At 60.6% G+C, this 14,567-nt stretch carries 15 protein-coding genes; 4 read left to right on the top strand and 11 right to left on the bottom strand.

Features of this window, described 5'->3' with window-relative positions:
* Positions 1–48 precede the first annotated feature (48 nt).
* Together DBR16_RS00395 and DBR16_RS00390 are read left to right on the top strand one after the other, a co-directional pair.
* Complete coding sequence (locus DBR16_RS00395) at positions 49–669, top strand: hypothetical protein (RefSeq protein ID WP_109259269.1); 621 nt, start codon at positions 49–51, stop codon at positions 667–669.
* Positions 662–964: a winged helix-turn-helix domain-containing protein gene (locus DBR16_RS00390; protein ID WP_109259268.1), complete on the top strand. Its 303-nt coding sequence runs from the start codon at positions 662–664 to the stop codon at positions 962–964. The genes DBR16_RS00395 and DBR16_RS00390 overlap by 8 nt, the downstream gene beginning before the upstream one ends.
* Here DBR16_RS00390 and DBR16_RS00385 read toward each other — a convergent pair.
* The gene (locus tag DBR16_RS00385) at positions 961–1,506 is read right to left on the bottom strand and encodes a GNAT family N-acetyltransferase (RefSeq protein ID WP_109259267.1); all 546 of its coding nucleotides are present in this window, start codon (positions 1,504–1,506) and stop codon (positions 961–963) included. The genes DBR16_RS00390 and DBR16_RS00385 overlap by 4 nt on opposite strands.
* A 160-nt stretch (positions 1,507–1,666) precedes the next feature.
* Entirely contained in the window at positions 1,667–3,067 is a 1,401-nt protein-coding gene (gene lpdA, locus DBR16_RS00380) for a dihydrolipoyl dehydrogenase (protein WP_109259266.1), read from the bottom strand.
* A gap of 141 nt (positions 3,068–3,208) precedes the next feature.
* On the opposite strand from lpdA, the gene DBR16_RS00375 reads away from it, so the two are divergent.
* Complete coding sequence (locus tag DBR16_RS00375; protein ID WP_125184466.1) at positions 3,209–3,466, top strand: hypothetical protein; 258 nt, start codon at positions 3,209–3,211, stop codon at positions 3,464–3,466.
* Here the strand turns inward: DBR16_RS00375 and DBR16_RS00370 are convergent.
* The 8 genes from DBR16_RS00370 to DBR16_RS00335 all read right to left on the bottom strand — a co-directional run bounded on the left by DBR16_RS00370 (position 3,463) and on the right by DBR16_RS00335 (position 13,155).
* A complete protein-coding gene (locus tag DBR16_RS00370; protein WP_109259264.1) occupies positions 3,463–3,900 on the bottom strand; it encodes a hypothetical protein in 438 nt (145 codons plus the stop codon). The genes DBR16_RS00375 and DBR16_RS00370 overlap by 4 nt on opposite strands.
* An 83-nt stretch (positions 3,901–3,983) precedes the next feature.
* Positions 3,984–5,684: a 2-oxoglutarate dehydrogenase complex dihydrolipoyllysine-residue succinyltransferase gene (gene odhB, locus DBR16_RS00365; protein ID WP_109259263.1), complete on the bottom strand. Its 1,701-nt coding sequence runs from the start codon at positions 5,682–5,684 to the stop codon at positions 3,984–3,986.
* Positions 5,685–5,708: 24 nt separating this feature from the next.
* Positions 5,709–8,687, bottom strand: coding sequence for a 2-oxoglutarate dehydrogenase E1 component (locus tag DBR16_RS00360; RefSeq protein ID WP_109259262.1), 2,979 nt, complete (start codon positions 8,685–8,687; stop codon positions 5,709–5,711).
* Positions 8,688–8,825: 138 nt separating this feature from the next.
* Positions 8,826–9,731 (bottom strand): succinate--CoA ligase subunit alpha, encoded by a 906-nt coding sequence (gene sucD, locus DBR16_RS00355; protein WP_109259261.1) that lies wholly within the window; start codon positions 9,729–9,731, stop codon positions 8,826–8,828.
* A 12-nt stretch (positions 9,732–9,743) separates the two neighbouring features.
* Entirely contained in the window at positions 9,744–10,190 is a 447-nt protein-coding gene (locus DBR16_RS00350; RefSeq protein ID WP_109259260.1) for an acyl-CoA thioesterase, read from the bottom strand.
* Complete coding sequence (locus DBR16_RS00345; RefSeq protein ID WP_109259259.1) at positions 10,187–10,480, bottom strand: hypothetical protein; 294 nt, start codon at positions 10,478–10,480, stop codon at positions 10,187–10,189. The genes DBR16_RS00350 and DBR16_RS00345 overlap by 4 nt, the downstream gene beginning before the upstream one ends.
* A gap of 125 nt (positions 10,481–10,605) precedes the next feature.
* Complete coding sequence (gene sucC / locus DBR16_RS00340) at positions 10,606–11,799, bottom strand: ADP-forming succinate--CoA ligase subunit beta (RefSeq protein ID WP_109259258.1); 1,194 nt, start codon at positions 11,797–11,799, stop codon at positions 10,606–10,608.
* Positions 11,800–11,907: 108 nt separating this feature from the next.
* Complete coding sequence (locus tag DBR16_RS00335) at positions 11,908–13,155, bottom strand: MFS transporter (RefSeq protein ID WP_109259257.1); 1,248 nt, start codon at positions 13,153–13,155, stop codon at positions 11,908–11,910.
* Between the two features lie 59 nt (positions 13,156–13,214).
* Between DBR16_RS00335 and DBR16_RS00330 the strand changes: the two genes are divergently transcribed.
* Entirely contained in the window at positions 13,215–13,811 is a 597-nt protein-coding gene (locus tag DBR16_RS00330) for a YceI family protein (protein ID WP_109259256.1), read from the top strand.
* Between the two features lie 20 nt (positions 13,812–13,831).
* Here the strand turns inward: DBR16_RS00330 and DBR16_RS00325 are convergent, their stop codons facing one another.
* Positions 13,832–14,542, bottom strand: coding sequence for a class I SAM-dependent methyltransferase (locus DBR16_RS00325; protein ID WP_109259255.1), 711 nt, complete (start codon positions 14,540–14,542; stop codon positions 13,832–13,834).
* Positions 14,543–14,567: the final 25 nt, after the last annotated feature.

The following is a 14,567-nucleotide window of genomic DNA, read 5'->3' as shown; positions in this document are numbered from 1 at the left end:
CCGCTCCATATCTGTTACTTTGTTTTTCAAAGTGCTTTGGATGCAATAATGACAGACACAAACAAGCCGGATCTGAACTATCTGCGCAGCGTGGCCGAATCCGGCGAACAGGCTCCGCTGATCGGCGGGCGATTTCTGGTGATTTGGGGCGGACTTGCCGTCATCGCGTGTGTGGCGCACTGGGCGATTCAGGCGGGCATGGTTCCGATAGAGTCCCAATATGTCGGCGCCGTCTGGCTAAGCTATGGCGTCATTGGATTGTTGGCCAATTTCGTTGCGGCCCGTGGATTATCGGGCAAACCCGGCATCGGCTCGATCGGGAACCGCGTGAACCGTGTGGCCTGGCAATATGTCGGGATTGGTATCGGCCTGTATTTCGCGGGCGTTGTGTTTTCCGTGACCGCGCTCGATGCCTCACCCGTCCTGTTTGATTCCATTCTGACGATTGCGCTGTTTGGCTATTCCATCGCTTTTGCGGTGACCGCTGCCCTGTCGTCGGAGAAGTGGCTTTTCGGCCCGGCCTGGATGTCGATCGCCGGGGCCGCTTTATCGCCGGCGTTTTACGGCCGGCCGGAGCTCTATCTTCTGATCGCTGCGGTCATTCTTTTTGCGGCAGTCGTGCCGGGAATGCGGATGATGGGCAGGGAGCCCGCGTCCAGCAATGAATGAGTCCGACTTTAACGCCGCTGCACTGGACGAAATCATTCACGGCAAGTTGCGTCTGGGAATCATGGCCTATCTCTCCTCGGTAAGCACGGCGAGTTTTACCGAGCTGAAAGAGAAAACCGAGGCGTCCGACGGCAATCTGTCAGTGCATATGCGCAAGCTGGAAGAGGCGGGCTATATCGCGGTCGATAAGAGCTTTGTCGGGAGACGCCCGCGCACGACGCTGTCGCTGACCCCGGAGGGGCGCAAGGCCTGGATTACCTATCTGGATGAATTGCGGCGGCTGACCGGGGGCTAGGCGGCAGCGCGTTCGCGTTGCAGGGCGAAACGGACAATCGTTACGCCATCTTCCTCGCGCGTACCGGCCTCGACGAAGCCCGTTTTTTCCAGAACCCGTTGCGAGGCAATCAGATGGGGCAGGGTCTCGGCAATCACTTCGCGGACCTGACCTGTCGAGAAGGCCCAGTTAATAAGCGCATTGACGGCTTCGGTCGCCAAACCCTGTTCGCGAAACGAGGTCAGCATGGAATAGGCGATTTCAACCGCGCCATTCTTGTCGGGCGGCCCCTTGAATCCACCACCACCGACAAGGCGATCCATGCCACCGATAAAGTCCGGCCAGATAAAGGCCCAGAAATACCAGCCCGCCTGATCGGGATGTTCTGCAAGTTTCAACTCACACGCATTCATGGCCGGCTGATCCATCAGATCCGGCGGCCAGCTGGCTTCGGACATGACATTCAGGGCCTCGAAAAAGGCCGCCGGTGCCCGCGATTGCAGACCGGCCAGGCGCGCATCAAGCGCTACCAGTTTCAGTCGTTCTGCATTGATAGCCAACATGGGCGATATCCTGCACAGCAAGGCGGCCTGAAATATGGCCGCCGTAAAATCATAATGTCCGAACACAGACCAAAACGCCTCGCACACGGCGGTCTGACAGGTGTCTTTATAGCACGATTTGCTGATTCGCGTTCTGAACTTTTCGTCAGAATGGCGTTTTTTATGCCTGCATTGTCCAGCCCTCGACCCCCATGGCCGCCTGCCGGATGGCTTCCGTCATGGTCGGGTGAGGGTGAGAGGTGCGGGCGATATCTTCCGACGACGCCCGGAATTCCAGCGCCAGGCAGAGCTCGGCGATCATCTCGCCAACGCCCTTCCCGATCATGTGTGCGCCCAGCAATTCGTCGGTCTCCGCATCCGCCAGCAGCTTCACCATGCCGTCCGTCTCGTGATTGGCGCGGGCGCGGGAATTGGCCATGAAGGAGAATTTGCCGGTCTTGTATTTGCGGCCCTCTTCCTTGAGCTGCTCTTCCGTCGCACCGACCGAGGCAATCTCCGGATTGGTATAGACGACGCCAGGAATGGCGCCGTAATTGACATGCCCGGCCTTGCCGGCAATGCGTTCGGCGCAAGCCGTGCCTTCATCCTCGGCCTTGTGGGCCAGCATCGGGCCATGAGTGCAATCACCCACCACCCAGACCCCGTCCGCGCTGGTCTGGAACTGATCATTGGCAATGAAGCCGCGCTTGTCCGGCTCGATTCCGACACTCTCCAGCCCGAGCCCTTTCGTATAAGGGCGGCGGCCGATGCAGACGATGGCGGCATCCGCCTCGAAGGACTTCTCCTTACCGCCCTCTGCCGCTTCGGTGGCAATGGTGAGGCCGTCAGCGGTTTTGTCGATGCCGGTGACCTTGCGCGAGAGTTCGAAGGTAAAGCCCTGCTTCTTGAAAATGCGCTGGGCCTGTTTGGCGATCTCGGCATCCATTCCGGGGAGAATACGGTCGAGATATTCGATCACGGTCACTTCGGACCCCAGACGCCGCCAGACCGATCCCAGTTCCAGGCCGATAACCCCTGCGCCGATGAGGACGAGTTTTTCGGGAACCTCTTTCAGTTCCAGTGCGCCTGTGGAGGAGACAATGCGCTCCTCGTCAATCTCGACGCCGGGCAGCGGGGTCACTTCCGAACCTGTCGCGATCACGATGTTTTTCGTCTCGAGCGTCTGCTTGCCGTCAGGACCGTCAACCTCGACCTTGCCTTTCCCGGCAATACGCCCGGTGCCGCGGATATGGTCGACCTTGTTCTTCTTCAGAAGGAAGGCGACGCCTTCGGTCAGGCCCTTCACGGCCTCGGCCTTGCCTTCCATCATTTTGGGAAGATCATAGCTCAGACCTTCAACATTGATGCCAAATGCGTTAAAATCTTTCGCAGCTGCCTCGTACAGTTCCGACGCGTGCAACAGCGCCTTGGACGGGATGCAGCCGACATTGAGACAGGTACCGCCCAGCGTCTCGCGCTTCTCGATGCAGGCGGTTTTCAGGCCCAGCTGCCCGGCGCGAATGGCGCAATTATAACCACCCGGTCCGCCACCGATTATGACGACATCATAGACTTCGGACATGGGGAGTTTTCCTTGCTGCAAGCGGTTAGAGGCGATTGCGCGCACCCTACTCTGGTCGCGCCGGGCGTCAATGTACCGCCTGTCAACGAAACAGGTTGCGGCATGTGGCCGTTATCCAGACAAGCGATGAAGGAGGTTGATATGTCCATCACCCCAAACAGACCCGACGCAAAACGTCCGAGGCGGACACTTGCGCGCGGCATCATCAAGGGCGCGCTGATCGGCGCGGCAGCGGGTCTGGCCGGCGCGGCGATCCTTGTTCTCGGGATCGGCGCCGTGCGCCCGGCCGAACCGCTGGCGATGGAAGCCCTGCTCTATCTCGGCCTCGAGGCCGGTCTGGCGGGTGCGATCATCGGTGGCCTGCTTGCCGGGCTCAGCCGGTTGCGAAATACGCGCTAGCGCAGAATGCCGTTTGCGCTTGCTGTCCGCGCCAACCAGAAATAGCCAAGAATGGACAGGAAGATCACGGCGGAGAAGATTACCGGTCCGATACCGCCCATGATTTCCATCGCATTGGTGAAGCCATAGCTGTAAATGGCGCCGATGACGAAGCTGATCAGGCTGATGAGGAACATCAGCGACGCCGCCTTTTTCCGCATCAGCAGAAGCACGGCACCGGCGACAGCGCCCCAGACCGATATCGCCCAGGTCGCGACATACCAGGCCGGAAAACCATAGAAATAGGCGAGCTGTTCCTCGGTGAAGGCCGACATGTAGAAGTCGAGCCGCAATTGCGTGGCGCTGTAATCAAACGCGCCCATGGCAAACCAGAGCAAGCCGATAACGGCCAGAATCCAGAACCAGATTGGTGCTTTTTCGTGTGCGTCAGGCATGATTATCCCTCCCCTTGAGGGCGCTACGTTAGCGCGAAATCAGGCGAAGGGGGAGGGGAAATCAAATCAACGCGGCGGATGCCCTAGATATCGAACAAGAGCCGCTGCGGATCCTCGAGGGCTTCCTTGACGCGGACGAGGAAGGTAACCGCCTCCTTGCCGTCCACGATGCGGTGATCATAGGACAGGGCCAGATACATCATCGGACGGATCACCACCTGACCATTCTCGGCCACCGGACGCTCCTGGATCTTGTGCATGCCCAGAATGCCCGATTGCGGGGCGTTGAGGATGGGCGTGGACAGGAGCGAACCGAAAATGCCGCCATTGGAGAGGGTGAAGGTCGCGCCCTGCATCTCGTTGATGGAGAGCTTGCCATCGCGCGCCTTGGTGCCGAGTTCGATGATCTTCTTCTCGATATCGGCGAGAGACATCTGGTCAGCATCGCGGACCACCGGCACGACGAGGCCGCGCTCGGTCGAGACCGCCACGCCCATGTCGTAATAATTCTTGTAGACAATCTCGTCGCCATCAATCTCGGCATTGACGTTCGGGATTTCCTTCAGCGCATTGACACAGGCTTTCACGAAGAAGCTCATGAAGCCGAGCTTCACACCGTGCTTGGCGACAAAGGCATCCTGATGGGTCTTGCGCGCCTTCATGATCGCCGACATGTCGGCCTCGTTGAAGGTGGTGAGCATGGCGGCGGTGTCCTGCGCCTCTTTCAGGCGGCGGGCGATGGTCTGGCGCAGGCGGGTCATTTTCACGCGCTCTTCACTGCGATCGCCGGACTCAGGAGATGATGGCTTGTCCTTGTCCTCAGGCTTGGCCGCCGGTTCGGGGGAACGCGCGCCGGCCTCGACGGCTTTCAGGGCATCGCCCTTGGTGACCCGGCCTTCGCGGCCCGTGCCTTCGACCTTTGACAGATCGAGATCGTTTTCCTCGGCGATGCGCGCTGCCGACGGCATGGCCTTCACTTCGGACGAAGAGGCAGGCTTATCGTCCGCCTTGTCTTCGGCCTTGGCGTCTTTTTCCGGTTGATCCTTTTCCGGGGCATCGGCTTTCGCCGCGCCGCCTTCGCGGATGCGGGCGATGACATCGCCGGGCGCGACCATATCGCCCTCTTCGGCCCTGCGCTCTTCCAGAACGCCATCCACCGGGCACGGCACTTCAACGGCGACCTTGTCGGTTTCGATCTCGACCAGCGCCTGGTCCTTCTTCACCGCCGCGCCGACATCGACCAGCCAGGCACCGACCGTGCCTTCGGAGACGCTTTCCCCCATCTCCGGGATTTTGGCATCGACGAGGCTGCCATCGCTGTCCGCTTCGCCGCCGCCCGTATCGTCATCTTTTTCGTTGGAATCGCCATCCGCGGAGGTCTCATCCCTGGAATCTTCATCCCCGGAGGCCTCATCAGCAGATTCGTCCTTTCCGGTTTCCTTACCGGACTCGACAGACTTGCTGTCGTCGCTGTCCTTGCTGTCGTCGTCTGACGCCTCGTCCTCCCCGGACGAGTCACCGGAGTCTGCCGCTTTTTTGCCTTCGCCGCTGTCTTCGCCCACAACCGCCAGCCGGGCGCCGATTTCAACCGTCTCGCCTTCAGCCGCGACGATCTGGGTCAGGATACCATCTTCCTCGGCCCGCACCTCGATGGAGACCTTGTCGGTCTCCAGCTCGACCAGAATGTCGTCTTTCCGGACGGTGTCGCCTTCGGAAAAATTCCAGCTGCCAACCGTGGCTTCTGAGACGGATTCACCCAGTTCGGGGACGTTGATATCGGTCATGGTTTCGTGTCCTTCGTATCGGGATCAGGCGAGCGCTTCGTCGATCAGGGCGGATTGTTCGGATTTGTGTGCCGCAGCGGTGCCCGCAGCGGTCGAGGCGGCGGCCGAGCGGCCGGCATATTTCGGCCGGGCCTGCTGGCTGCCGGTCTGCATCAATACCCAGTCCAGCGTCGGCTGGATAAAGGTCCAGGCCCCCATATTCTGCGGTTCTTCCTGACACCAGACCAGTTCGGCATTCGGAAAGCGCTGGAATTCCAGCAGCATGGAACGGGCCGGGATGGGATAGAATTGCTCGATCCGCAGGAGATAGACATCATCAATGCCCTTTTCCTCGCGCGCCTCAAGCAGGTCGTAATAGACCTTGCCCGAGCACATCACGACGCGGCGGATCTTTTCGTCCGCGACGAGCTTCAGGCTGGCCACTTCGGATGCGCCTTCCGGCCGGTTGGACGGATCGGCATCATCCCACAAGACGCGATGGAAGGAGGAGCCCTCCCCCATGGCAGCAAGTGTGGAAATACATTTCTTGTGCCGCAGCAGCGATTTCGGCGTCATCAGGATCAGCGGCTTGCGGAAGCCGCGATGGATCTGGCGGCGCAGAATGTGGAAATAGTTCGCCGGTGTTGAACAATTGGCGACCTGCATATTGTCCTGCGCGCAGAGCTGCAGGAAGCGTTCGAGGCGGGCCGACGAATGTTCCGGGCCCTGTCCCTCATATCCATGCGGCAAGAGCATGACGAGGCCGGACATGCGCAACCATTTACGCTCTCCCGCGGCGAGGAACTGGTCGATGATGACCTGGGCACCATTCACGAAATCGCCGAATTGCGCCTCCCACATGACCAGCGTGTTGGGCGCCGACAGCGAGTAACCGTATTCAAATCCCAGGACCGCTTCTTCCGACAACATGGTGTCGATGACTTCATAGCGGATGGGTTCGGTGCCCAGCTGGTTGAGCGGGGTGTATTTCTCGCCTGTCGTCTGGTCGATGATGTGGGAATGGCGCTGCGAAAAGGTGCCGCGGCCACTGTCCTGTCCGGACAGGCGTACCGGGAAGCCTTCATCGAGCAGCGTGGCAAAGGCGAGGCTTTCAGCCGTGGCCCAGTCGAGACCTTCGCCGGCCTCGATGGCGCTGCGGCGGCCTTCCAGCACGCGGCGCAGCGTCTTGTGGACATCAACATCTTCAGGAATTTCGGTCAGCTTGTGACCCAGATCCCGGAGCTTCTGTTCGGGAACCGAAGTTTCCCCGCGGCGGTCATCCTCTTCGGGAAGACCGAGACCCGACCAGACACCATCCAGCCAATCCGCATCCTTCGGCTTGAAATCCTTGCCCTTCTCGAATTCGGCATCGAGAAAATCATCAAATTCACGCGCCATCGAATCGGCATCGGCCTCGGTCAGAACACCTTCGGCGACGAGGCGCTGCTGATAGAGCTCCCGCGTGGTCGGATGGGATTTGATGATCTGGTACATTTGCGGCTGGGTGAAGGACGGGTCATCGCCTTCATTATGGCCGTAGCGTCGGTAGCAGAACATGTCGACAATGGCGTCCTTGCCGAAAAGCTGGCGGTATTCCGTTGCCATTTTCGCGGCATAGACCACGGCTTCCGGGTCATCGCCATTCACGTGGAAGATCGGCGCCTGCACCATCAGGGCGACATCCGACGGATAGGGCGAGGAGCGCGAATCCTTCGGGTCGGTGGTAAAGCCGATCTGGTTGTTGACGATGAAGTGGATGGCGCCGCCGGTGCGGTGTCCCTTCAGCCCGGACAGGCCGAAGCACTCCGCGACGATGCCCTGCCCCGCAAAGGCGGCATCGCCATGCAGAAGCAGCGGCATGACCTGGCGTGAGGTGCTGGCATCATCGCCCTGCTCGCGGCGGTATTTGGTCTGTTTGGCGCGGGCCTTGCCGAGGACGACGGGATCAACTGCCTCGAGGTGAGACGGGTTGGCGGTGAGGGAAAGATGGACGGTATTGCCGTCAAACTCACGGTCAGAGGAGGCACCGAGATGGTATTTGACATCGCCGGAGCCAAATTCGCCGCCTTGCGTCGAGCCGCCCTGGAATTCATGGAAAATCTGGTGGTAGGGCTTGCCCATCACGGCAGCCAGAACATTCAGCCGGCCGCGGTGGGGCATGCCGAGGATCATGTCGCTGACGCCCATCTGGCTGCCACGCTTGATGATCTGTTCCAGCGCCGGGACCATGGATTCGCCGCCATCAATGCCGAAGCGCTTGGTGCCGGGATAGCGTTTGTGCAAAAAGCGCTCGAAGGCTTCAGCCTCGACGAGGCGTGAGAAGATGGCCTTTTTTCCGTCCGGTGTGAAATTCACGCCCTTGTCCGGCCCCTCAAAACGTTCCTGAAGCCAGGCTTTCTCCTGCGGGTTGGAGATATGCATGAATTCCACGCCCAGCGTGGAACAATAGGTGCGGCGCAGAATGTCCAGCATTTCGCGCGGCGTGGCGGTTTCGAGACCGAGATACCCATCGATGAAAATCTCGCGGTCCATGTCCGCAGTCTCAAAGCCATAGGATTGAGGCTGCAATTCCGGCTGCGGGCCGAAATCCGACATGGACAGGGGATCCAGATTGGCCGCGAGATGGCCGCGCATGCGATAGGCGCGGATCATCATGATGGCGCGGATGGAATCCTGCGTGGCCTTGCGGACCTCGGCCGGATCGGCGTCGGGCAGTCGCTCGGCGACCTTCTCGATCAGGGCCGGTTCGGCAGCACCATCTATGGCCCCCAGCGCCGAGGTCAGATCGCCATCGGGATCTGCCGGCCAGTTCGCACGTTTCCAGCTGGCCCCGCGGGCGGCGCGGCCGGAAGCGGCGCGGTCGGTGTCATTGTCCTCGAAATATTTGCGCCATTCCGCCGGCACGGAGGACGGATCGGCCGACCAGCTGGCGGCCATCTGCTCGACATAGAGGGCATTGCCGCCATAGAGGAAGGAGGTATCGAGGAAGTCCTGATTACGATCAGTGCGCTTTGCGTCTGACATTTCTATTCCTGCTTGGCCGAACCCCCGCTGGTTCGCCTGTTGTCCATGTTTCCGGTGAGCCTACCCCCTTGTAAACCCGTAACCGGACCGGGTGAGGGCTGATTGTGTGCCACCACCCATTGAAAATTGTCTGTGCGGTCAGCCTTTCAAGACCTCGACCATGGTAGTGCCAAGCCGGGCCGGGCTGTCGGAAACCGTGATTCCGGCCGATTTCATGGCCTCGATCTTGTCTTCCGCGCCGCCCTTGCCGCCGGAGACCACCGCACCGGCATGGCCCATGGTCCGGCCCGGAGGCGCCGTGCGGCCGGCAATAAAGCCAACGACCGGCTTGGATCGGCCCTTTTTGGCTTCGGATTTGAGGAATTCCGCAGCTTCTTCTTCCGCCGAGCCGCCAATCTCGCCGATCATGACGATGGATTTTGTCTCGTCATCGCCAAGGAAAAGTTCGAGGCAATCAATGAAATTGGTGCCGTTCACCGGATCGCCGCCAATGCCGATGCAGGTGGACTGGCCGAGACCGACATCCGAGGTCTGCTTGACCGCTTCATAGGTCAACGTGCCGGAGCGTGAGACCACCCCGACCGTGCCGCGCTTGTGGATATGACCCGGCATGATGCCGATCTTGCATTCGCCCGGCGTGATGACGCCCGGACAGTTCGGGCCGACCAGGCGCGATCTTGTGCCGGTCAGGGCGCGTTTCACCTTGATCATGTCGGAAACCGGTACGCCTTCGGTGATGGTGACGATCAGCTCGATCCCGGCGTCAATGGCTTCCAGTATGGCATCACCGGCAAAAGGCGGCGGCACATAGATGACGGAAGCATTCGCGCTGGTGGCCTCGCGCGCCTCGCCGACCGTGTCGTAGATCGGCAGGGACAGGCTGGAATTTTCATCCCCGTGCCAGGTCTGGCCGCCCTTGCCCGGCGTCACACCGCCAACCATCTGCGTGCCATAGGCCATGGCCTGTTCGGTGTGGAAAGTGCCGTTGCGGCCGGTGAGGCCCTGGCAGATCACTTTGGTATTCTTGTCGACGAGTACGGCCATAGTATTCGAACCTCAGGCAGCTTGTTTTGTTTCAATCGGATGGCGTTCAAACGCCAGAATGCGGGATGTGTAATGGTCCGGCAGCGGAATCGGGCGGCGGGTTTTCGCGTCCGCGCAGACATAGGTCATGGTGCCGTCGGCCAGCAGTTCATCGCCGCGGAAAATGCCGAAGGCATAATCCACCGAGGATGTGCCGAAGCGCTTGCAGCGGAAGCCGATCTGGATGAGTTCGTCGAGACGGGCCGGGCTGCGGAAATTGCAATTGGCATTGACCGTGAAGAAATCGAAGCCCGCTTCCAGCGTCTGGTCCCACATCAGATCATTGGCACGGAAATACTCGGTCACGGCGTGATCGACGAAGACAAAATAATTGGCGTTGAACACAATCGCCTGCGGATCGACCTCGGCCCAGCGCACGCGATGTTCGTGGAAAAAGGTGAAATCAGAACGGCTGGTCATGCGCCATCTCCGTTGAAGCGGAACATGAGCGCGCCCGCGAGCCAGCCGGTGCCGGCCGAAACGCCCATGATCATGGGAATGGCGAGGGTCATGCCGGTCTCGACCATGCCGATCATGGCCTGCGCCACCAGCAGGCCGATCAGAACCGGGGTCAGCAATCCGATCATCAGCGAGAAGGCGTAGATATTCCAGCGCATGACCGCGAGGCGCGCGCGAATGAACCAGGCGGCATAGCCCCCGGCAGCGACCGGCAGCGCGACCATGACGAGGATCTGGAGGAGGCCCGTCACAGGTTACTTCCCCGGCTTTCAGACCACGCCCTTCGAGGCTGCCTGCGGCAGCTCCCCAGGGTGAGGTCTTTCTTGCACCTCATGCTGAGGAGCGAGCGAAGCGAGCCTCGAAGCACGTCGACCACCTAACCCTTTACCGCTTTCACAATCTTCTGGGCGGCGTCGTCGAGATCATCGGCCGGGATCACGTCGAGCCCGGATTCGGAAATGATCTTCTTGCCCTTCTCGACATTCGTGCCTTCCAGGCGGACAACCAGCGGCACTTTCAGTCCGACCTCTCTAACCGCGGCGATCACACCCTCGGCAATGACATCGCACTTCATGATGCCGCCGAAAATATTGACCAGAATGCCTTTGACGTTCGGGTCGGCGGTGATGATCTTGAAGGCCGCCGTCACCTTTTCCTTCGATGCGCCACCGCCGACATCGAGGAAGTTGGCCGGTTCCGCGCCATAAAGCTTGATGATGTCCATGGTCGACATGGCCAGACCCGCCCCGTTGACCATGCAGCCGATATCGCCCTCGAGCGCGATATAGGCGAGATCGTATTTGGAGGCCTCGATTTCCTTCTCGTCTTCCTCGGTCAGATCCCGCAATTCGGCGATGTCCGGATGACGGTACATGGCGTTGTTGTCAAAGCCGACCTTGGCATCGAGGACGTGGAGATTGCCGCCTTCGGTGACGATGAGCGGGTTGATTTCCAGGAGCGCCATGTCCTTTTCGACAAAGGCCTTGTAGAGCTGGCCCATAAGCTTGACGCACTGTTTGACCAGATCGCCGTCCAGTTCCAGCGCCGCCGCAATCTTGCGGCCGACATAGGGGCTGTAGCCTGCTGCCGGATCGACAAGGACGGTATGGATCTTTTCCGGGGTTTCCTCGGCCACGGCCTCGATATCCATGCCGCCCTCGGTCGAGCAGACAAAGGCGACACGGCTGGTGGCGCGATCGACGAGAATTGAAAGATACAACTCGCGCGCAATGTCCGCACCGTCTTCCACATAGATGCGGTTGACCTGTTTGCCGGCCGGACCGGTCTGTTTGGTGACCAGCGTATTGCCCAGCATCTGGGCGGCAAATTCGCGGACTTCCGCGGCCGACTTGGCGAGGCGGACGCCGCCTTTTTCACCCGCTTCGGATTCCTTGAACTTGCCCTTGCCGCGGCCGCCCGCATGAATCTGGGCTTTCACGACCCATAGCGGGCCGGGCAGGTTTTTCGCCGCCGCTTCGGCTTCGGCCGGGGTCATGGCGACACCGCCATCAGCGACCGGCGCGCCAAAGGATTTCAGAAGGGTTTTGGCCTGGTATTCGTGGATATTCATGGATGGAAGCCTCGCGTGGGGAATCGGCGTTCAGGCGGAAAGATATACCGGGCTTATAACACCGGCATGATGGGGCGCAATGCGCCTTTGCCCCTTCAATCACAGAGCTCAGGCCCCCGCTTCGTCCGGGTCGATTTCCGCGAGCTGGGCAGAGGTCGCATGAAGATTCACGAAATCCTCGCGATCGGCCTCTGACGGTGCGGCTTTCTGGCGTTTGCGCCAGACCATGGAGAGCGCCAGCAGGCCGCCGGAAATGGCCGAGAACAGGAAGACGCCCCGCATGCCCAGCGGGCTGGCATAGAGCGCGCCGGCGATCAGCGGGCCGATGACCGAGCCGGTTGCCCAGACGAGCAGAAGCCCCGACGCCATGGCCGGCAATTGACCGTGATCAGCGCGGTCGGCCGCATGGGCAATGGCAATGCCGTAATGGGCCAGCGAGGTGGCGCCCCACAGGCCGATCAGAATGATTCCGGACACCAGTCCCGGATTGACAAACACTGTCAGCACCACGGAGACGACGGCCCAGCCAGCGCCCAGCGCTGCAATGACCAGACGGCGGTCAAAATGATCGGATATCTTGCCGGCCGGCCACTGGCTGGCCATGGAGGCGGCAAAGATGACGCCCATCACCAATGCTGCGGCAGCGGTGGCGCTTTCATTGGCATTTTCACCCCCGAGACCGCCGGCCCAGATCGGTATGAACGCCAGCACACCGGTATTGACCAGCCCGGCCGCGAACACGGCGACCGCCGCGGCGGGCGCAATCTTCAGCACTTCCAGGGGCGAGCCCGGCGGATGCTCGGGCAAGGCCGGTTGCGCCCGCCCGGTGGCCGCAATCGGTGAAATGGCCAATGCCAGGAAAGCGCCGGCTAGCAGCAGCGCCGCGCCGATGCCTTCCGCGCCACCGGCAATCAGGAAGGGACCGATGACAATGCCGGCGCGCCCGGCAATCTGATAGGCAGAGATCACACCGCCACGGCTCTTGGCCGGCGTGGCATCCGCGATCCAGCTCTCTGCCACCGCGAAAAGACAAGCGGCGCTGGCCCCGAAGACCAGGCGCAGGGCAAACCAGAGCCAGACATTGGTATCAATGCCGAGAATCAGCGTGGCGGCGGCTGCCAGCCCGCCTGCCGCGGCAAAGGCGCGGATATGGCCGATGCGTGAAATCAGTTTGGGCGCATAGAACGCCCCCGCCATGAAGCCGGTCGCATAGGCCGAGGCGATGGCGCCGATGGCGACACCAGACCATCCGGCCTCTGCCATGGTCAGCGGCAAGGCGACGTTCAGCAGACCGTTGGCGATCTGCCAGACACCGATGGCCAACATGACGACGGCAACATTACGGTAGAAAATCACGATATATGTCCTAGATTCGTTTCGGGCATCAGTTGCCCAAGCAACAGGAAGGCAGTGACATGTTCAAGGGTTTGGCCGCAATTCTTTTAGCAGGGCTTGTGGCGGCCTGTTCCGCCGGAGCGCCGGTTACCGGCACCTCATGGCAATTAAATGGCAATGCCTCGGATATTACCGTGATCAGTGTAAAAAACGGCGATGTGGCCGAGATCAGCCGGTTTGAAGGCCTGTCCGGTTCCGTGTCGGCCTCGGGCGAAGCGCGATTGAACATCGATGCCGCCAGCCTTGAAAGCTATGTCGACATCCGCAATGAGCGCCTGCGCGATATCTTCTTTGAAGTCAGCGAATTTTCCGAGATCCAGCTCGCCGCCAATCTGGATCCGTCCAGCTTCGAGGCCCTGGCTGTCGGCGATGCCCTGGAAACCGAGCTGCAACTGGCGGTCAGCCTGCGCGGAACGGTGCGGACAGTCTATGCACCGGTGCGCGTGATCCGGAATGGCGAAGACAGCGTGCTCGTGATTTCCTCGGAAGCGGCCCTGATCGATGCCCGCGAATTCGGTCTGGAAGCGGCCGTCGCGGCGCTGGCCGGCATTGCCGGGCTGGAATCGATCACACCGGTCTTTCCGGTGCATGTCTATCTGGTGTTTGAGCGCGGCTAGGGCCGGTACTCGTAAAGGTCCTAGGCCGGTTTGTAGCAGAGATAGATGATGTCCTGCTTGAAGAGGCCGTATTTCGGTTCTTCTTCCGGAGTCAGGCGCCATTCGGTCACGTCGAAACCGGCTTCGCGCACACGGTCGGCAAAATCGCGCCCGTAATAGCGGACATGGCTGGCATCGTCATAATGGGCGTATTTGTCCGCCGCGGAGGTCACTGCAGGATTCTCATAGGTTTCGGCCCGCGCCCAGTTCTGTGGCACGGTGAAAATGGCCAGGCCGCCGGATCTGAGCACACGCAGGCTTTCGCGCATCGCCTTGCGGTCATCGGGAACATGTTCGAGCACGTGATTGGCGATGACGACATCGACGCTGTTATCGTCAAACGTCATGTCGGCCATATCCATGGCGTGACGCGCCTTGCCGGGCACCAAATCGGCGGTGTGGTAGGCCGGGCTGTCGCCCATCATCTTCTTGAAATAGCCCTCGGGTGCGAAATGCAGAATGGAGCGGCCATCGGTCAGATCAATGCCTTCGCGTTCGAGGCAGATATGCAAAAGACGGTGGCGTTCCCGGGAGGAGCAATTGGGGCAGCGGCCATCCCAGCGCGGCGGTGTCCCCAGCGCCAGAAAGCGGCCTTCATAGCCGCAGATCGGGCACAGGCGGTCAGGAGATTTCACCGAAAACTGGCGCGGATCGCGCAGCCGCGCCTGCAATGTCTTCAAGAAGACTTTCATCGTCTTGCCCCGTGAAATTCAAGTC

Origin of the sequence: Hyphobacterium indicum (genome assembly GCF_003129605.1) — a bacterium.
GTDB lineage: Bacteria > Pseudomonadota > Alphaproteobacteria > Caulobacterales > Maricaulaceae > Hyphobacterium > Hyphobacterium indicum.
Note: the sequence above shows the minus strand (reverse complement) of the source record. Positions and strands in the feature narration are given on the sequence as shown.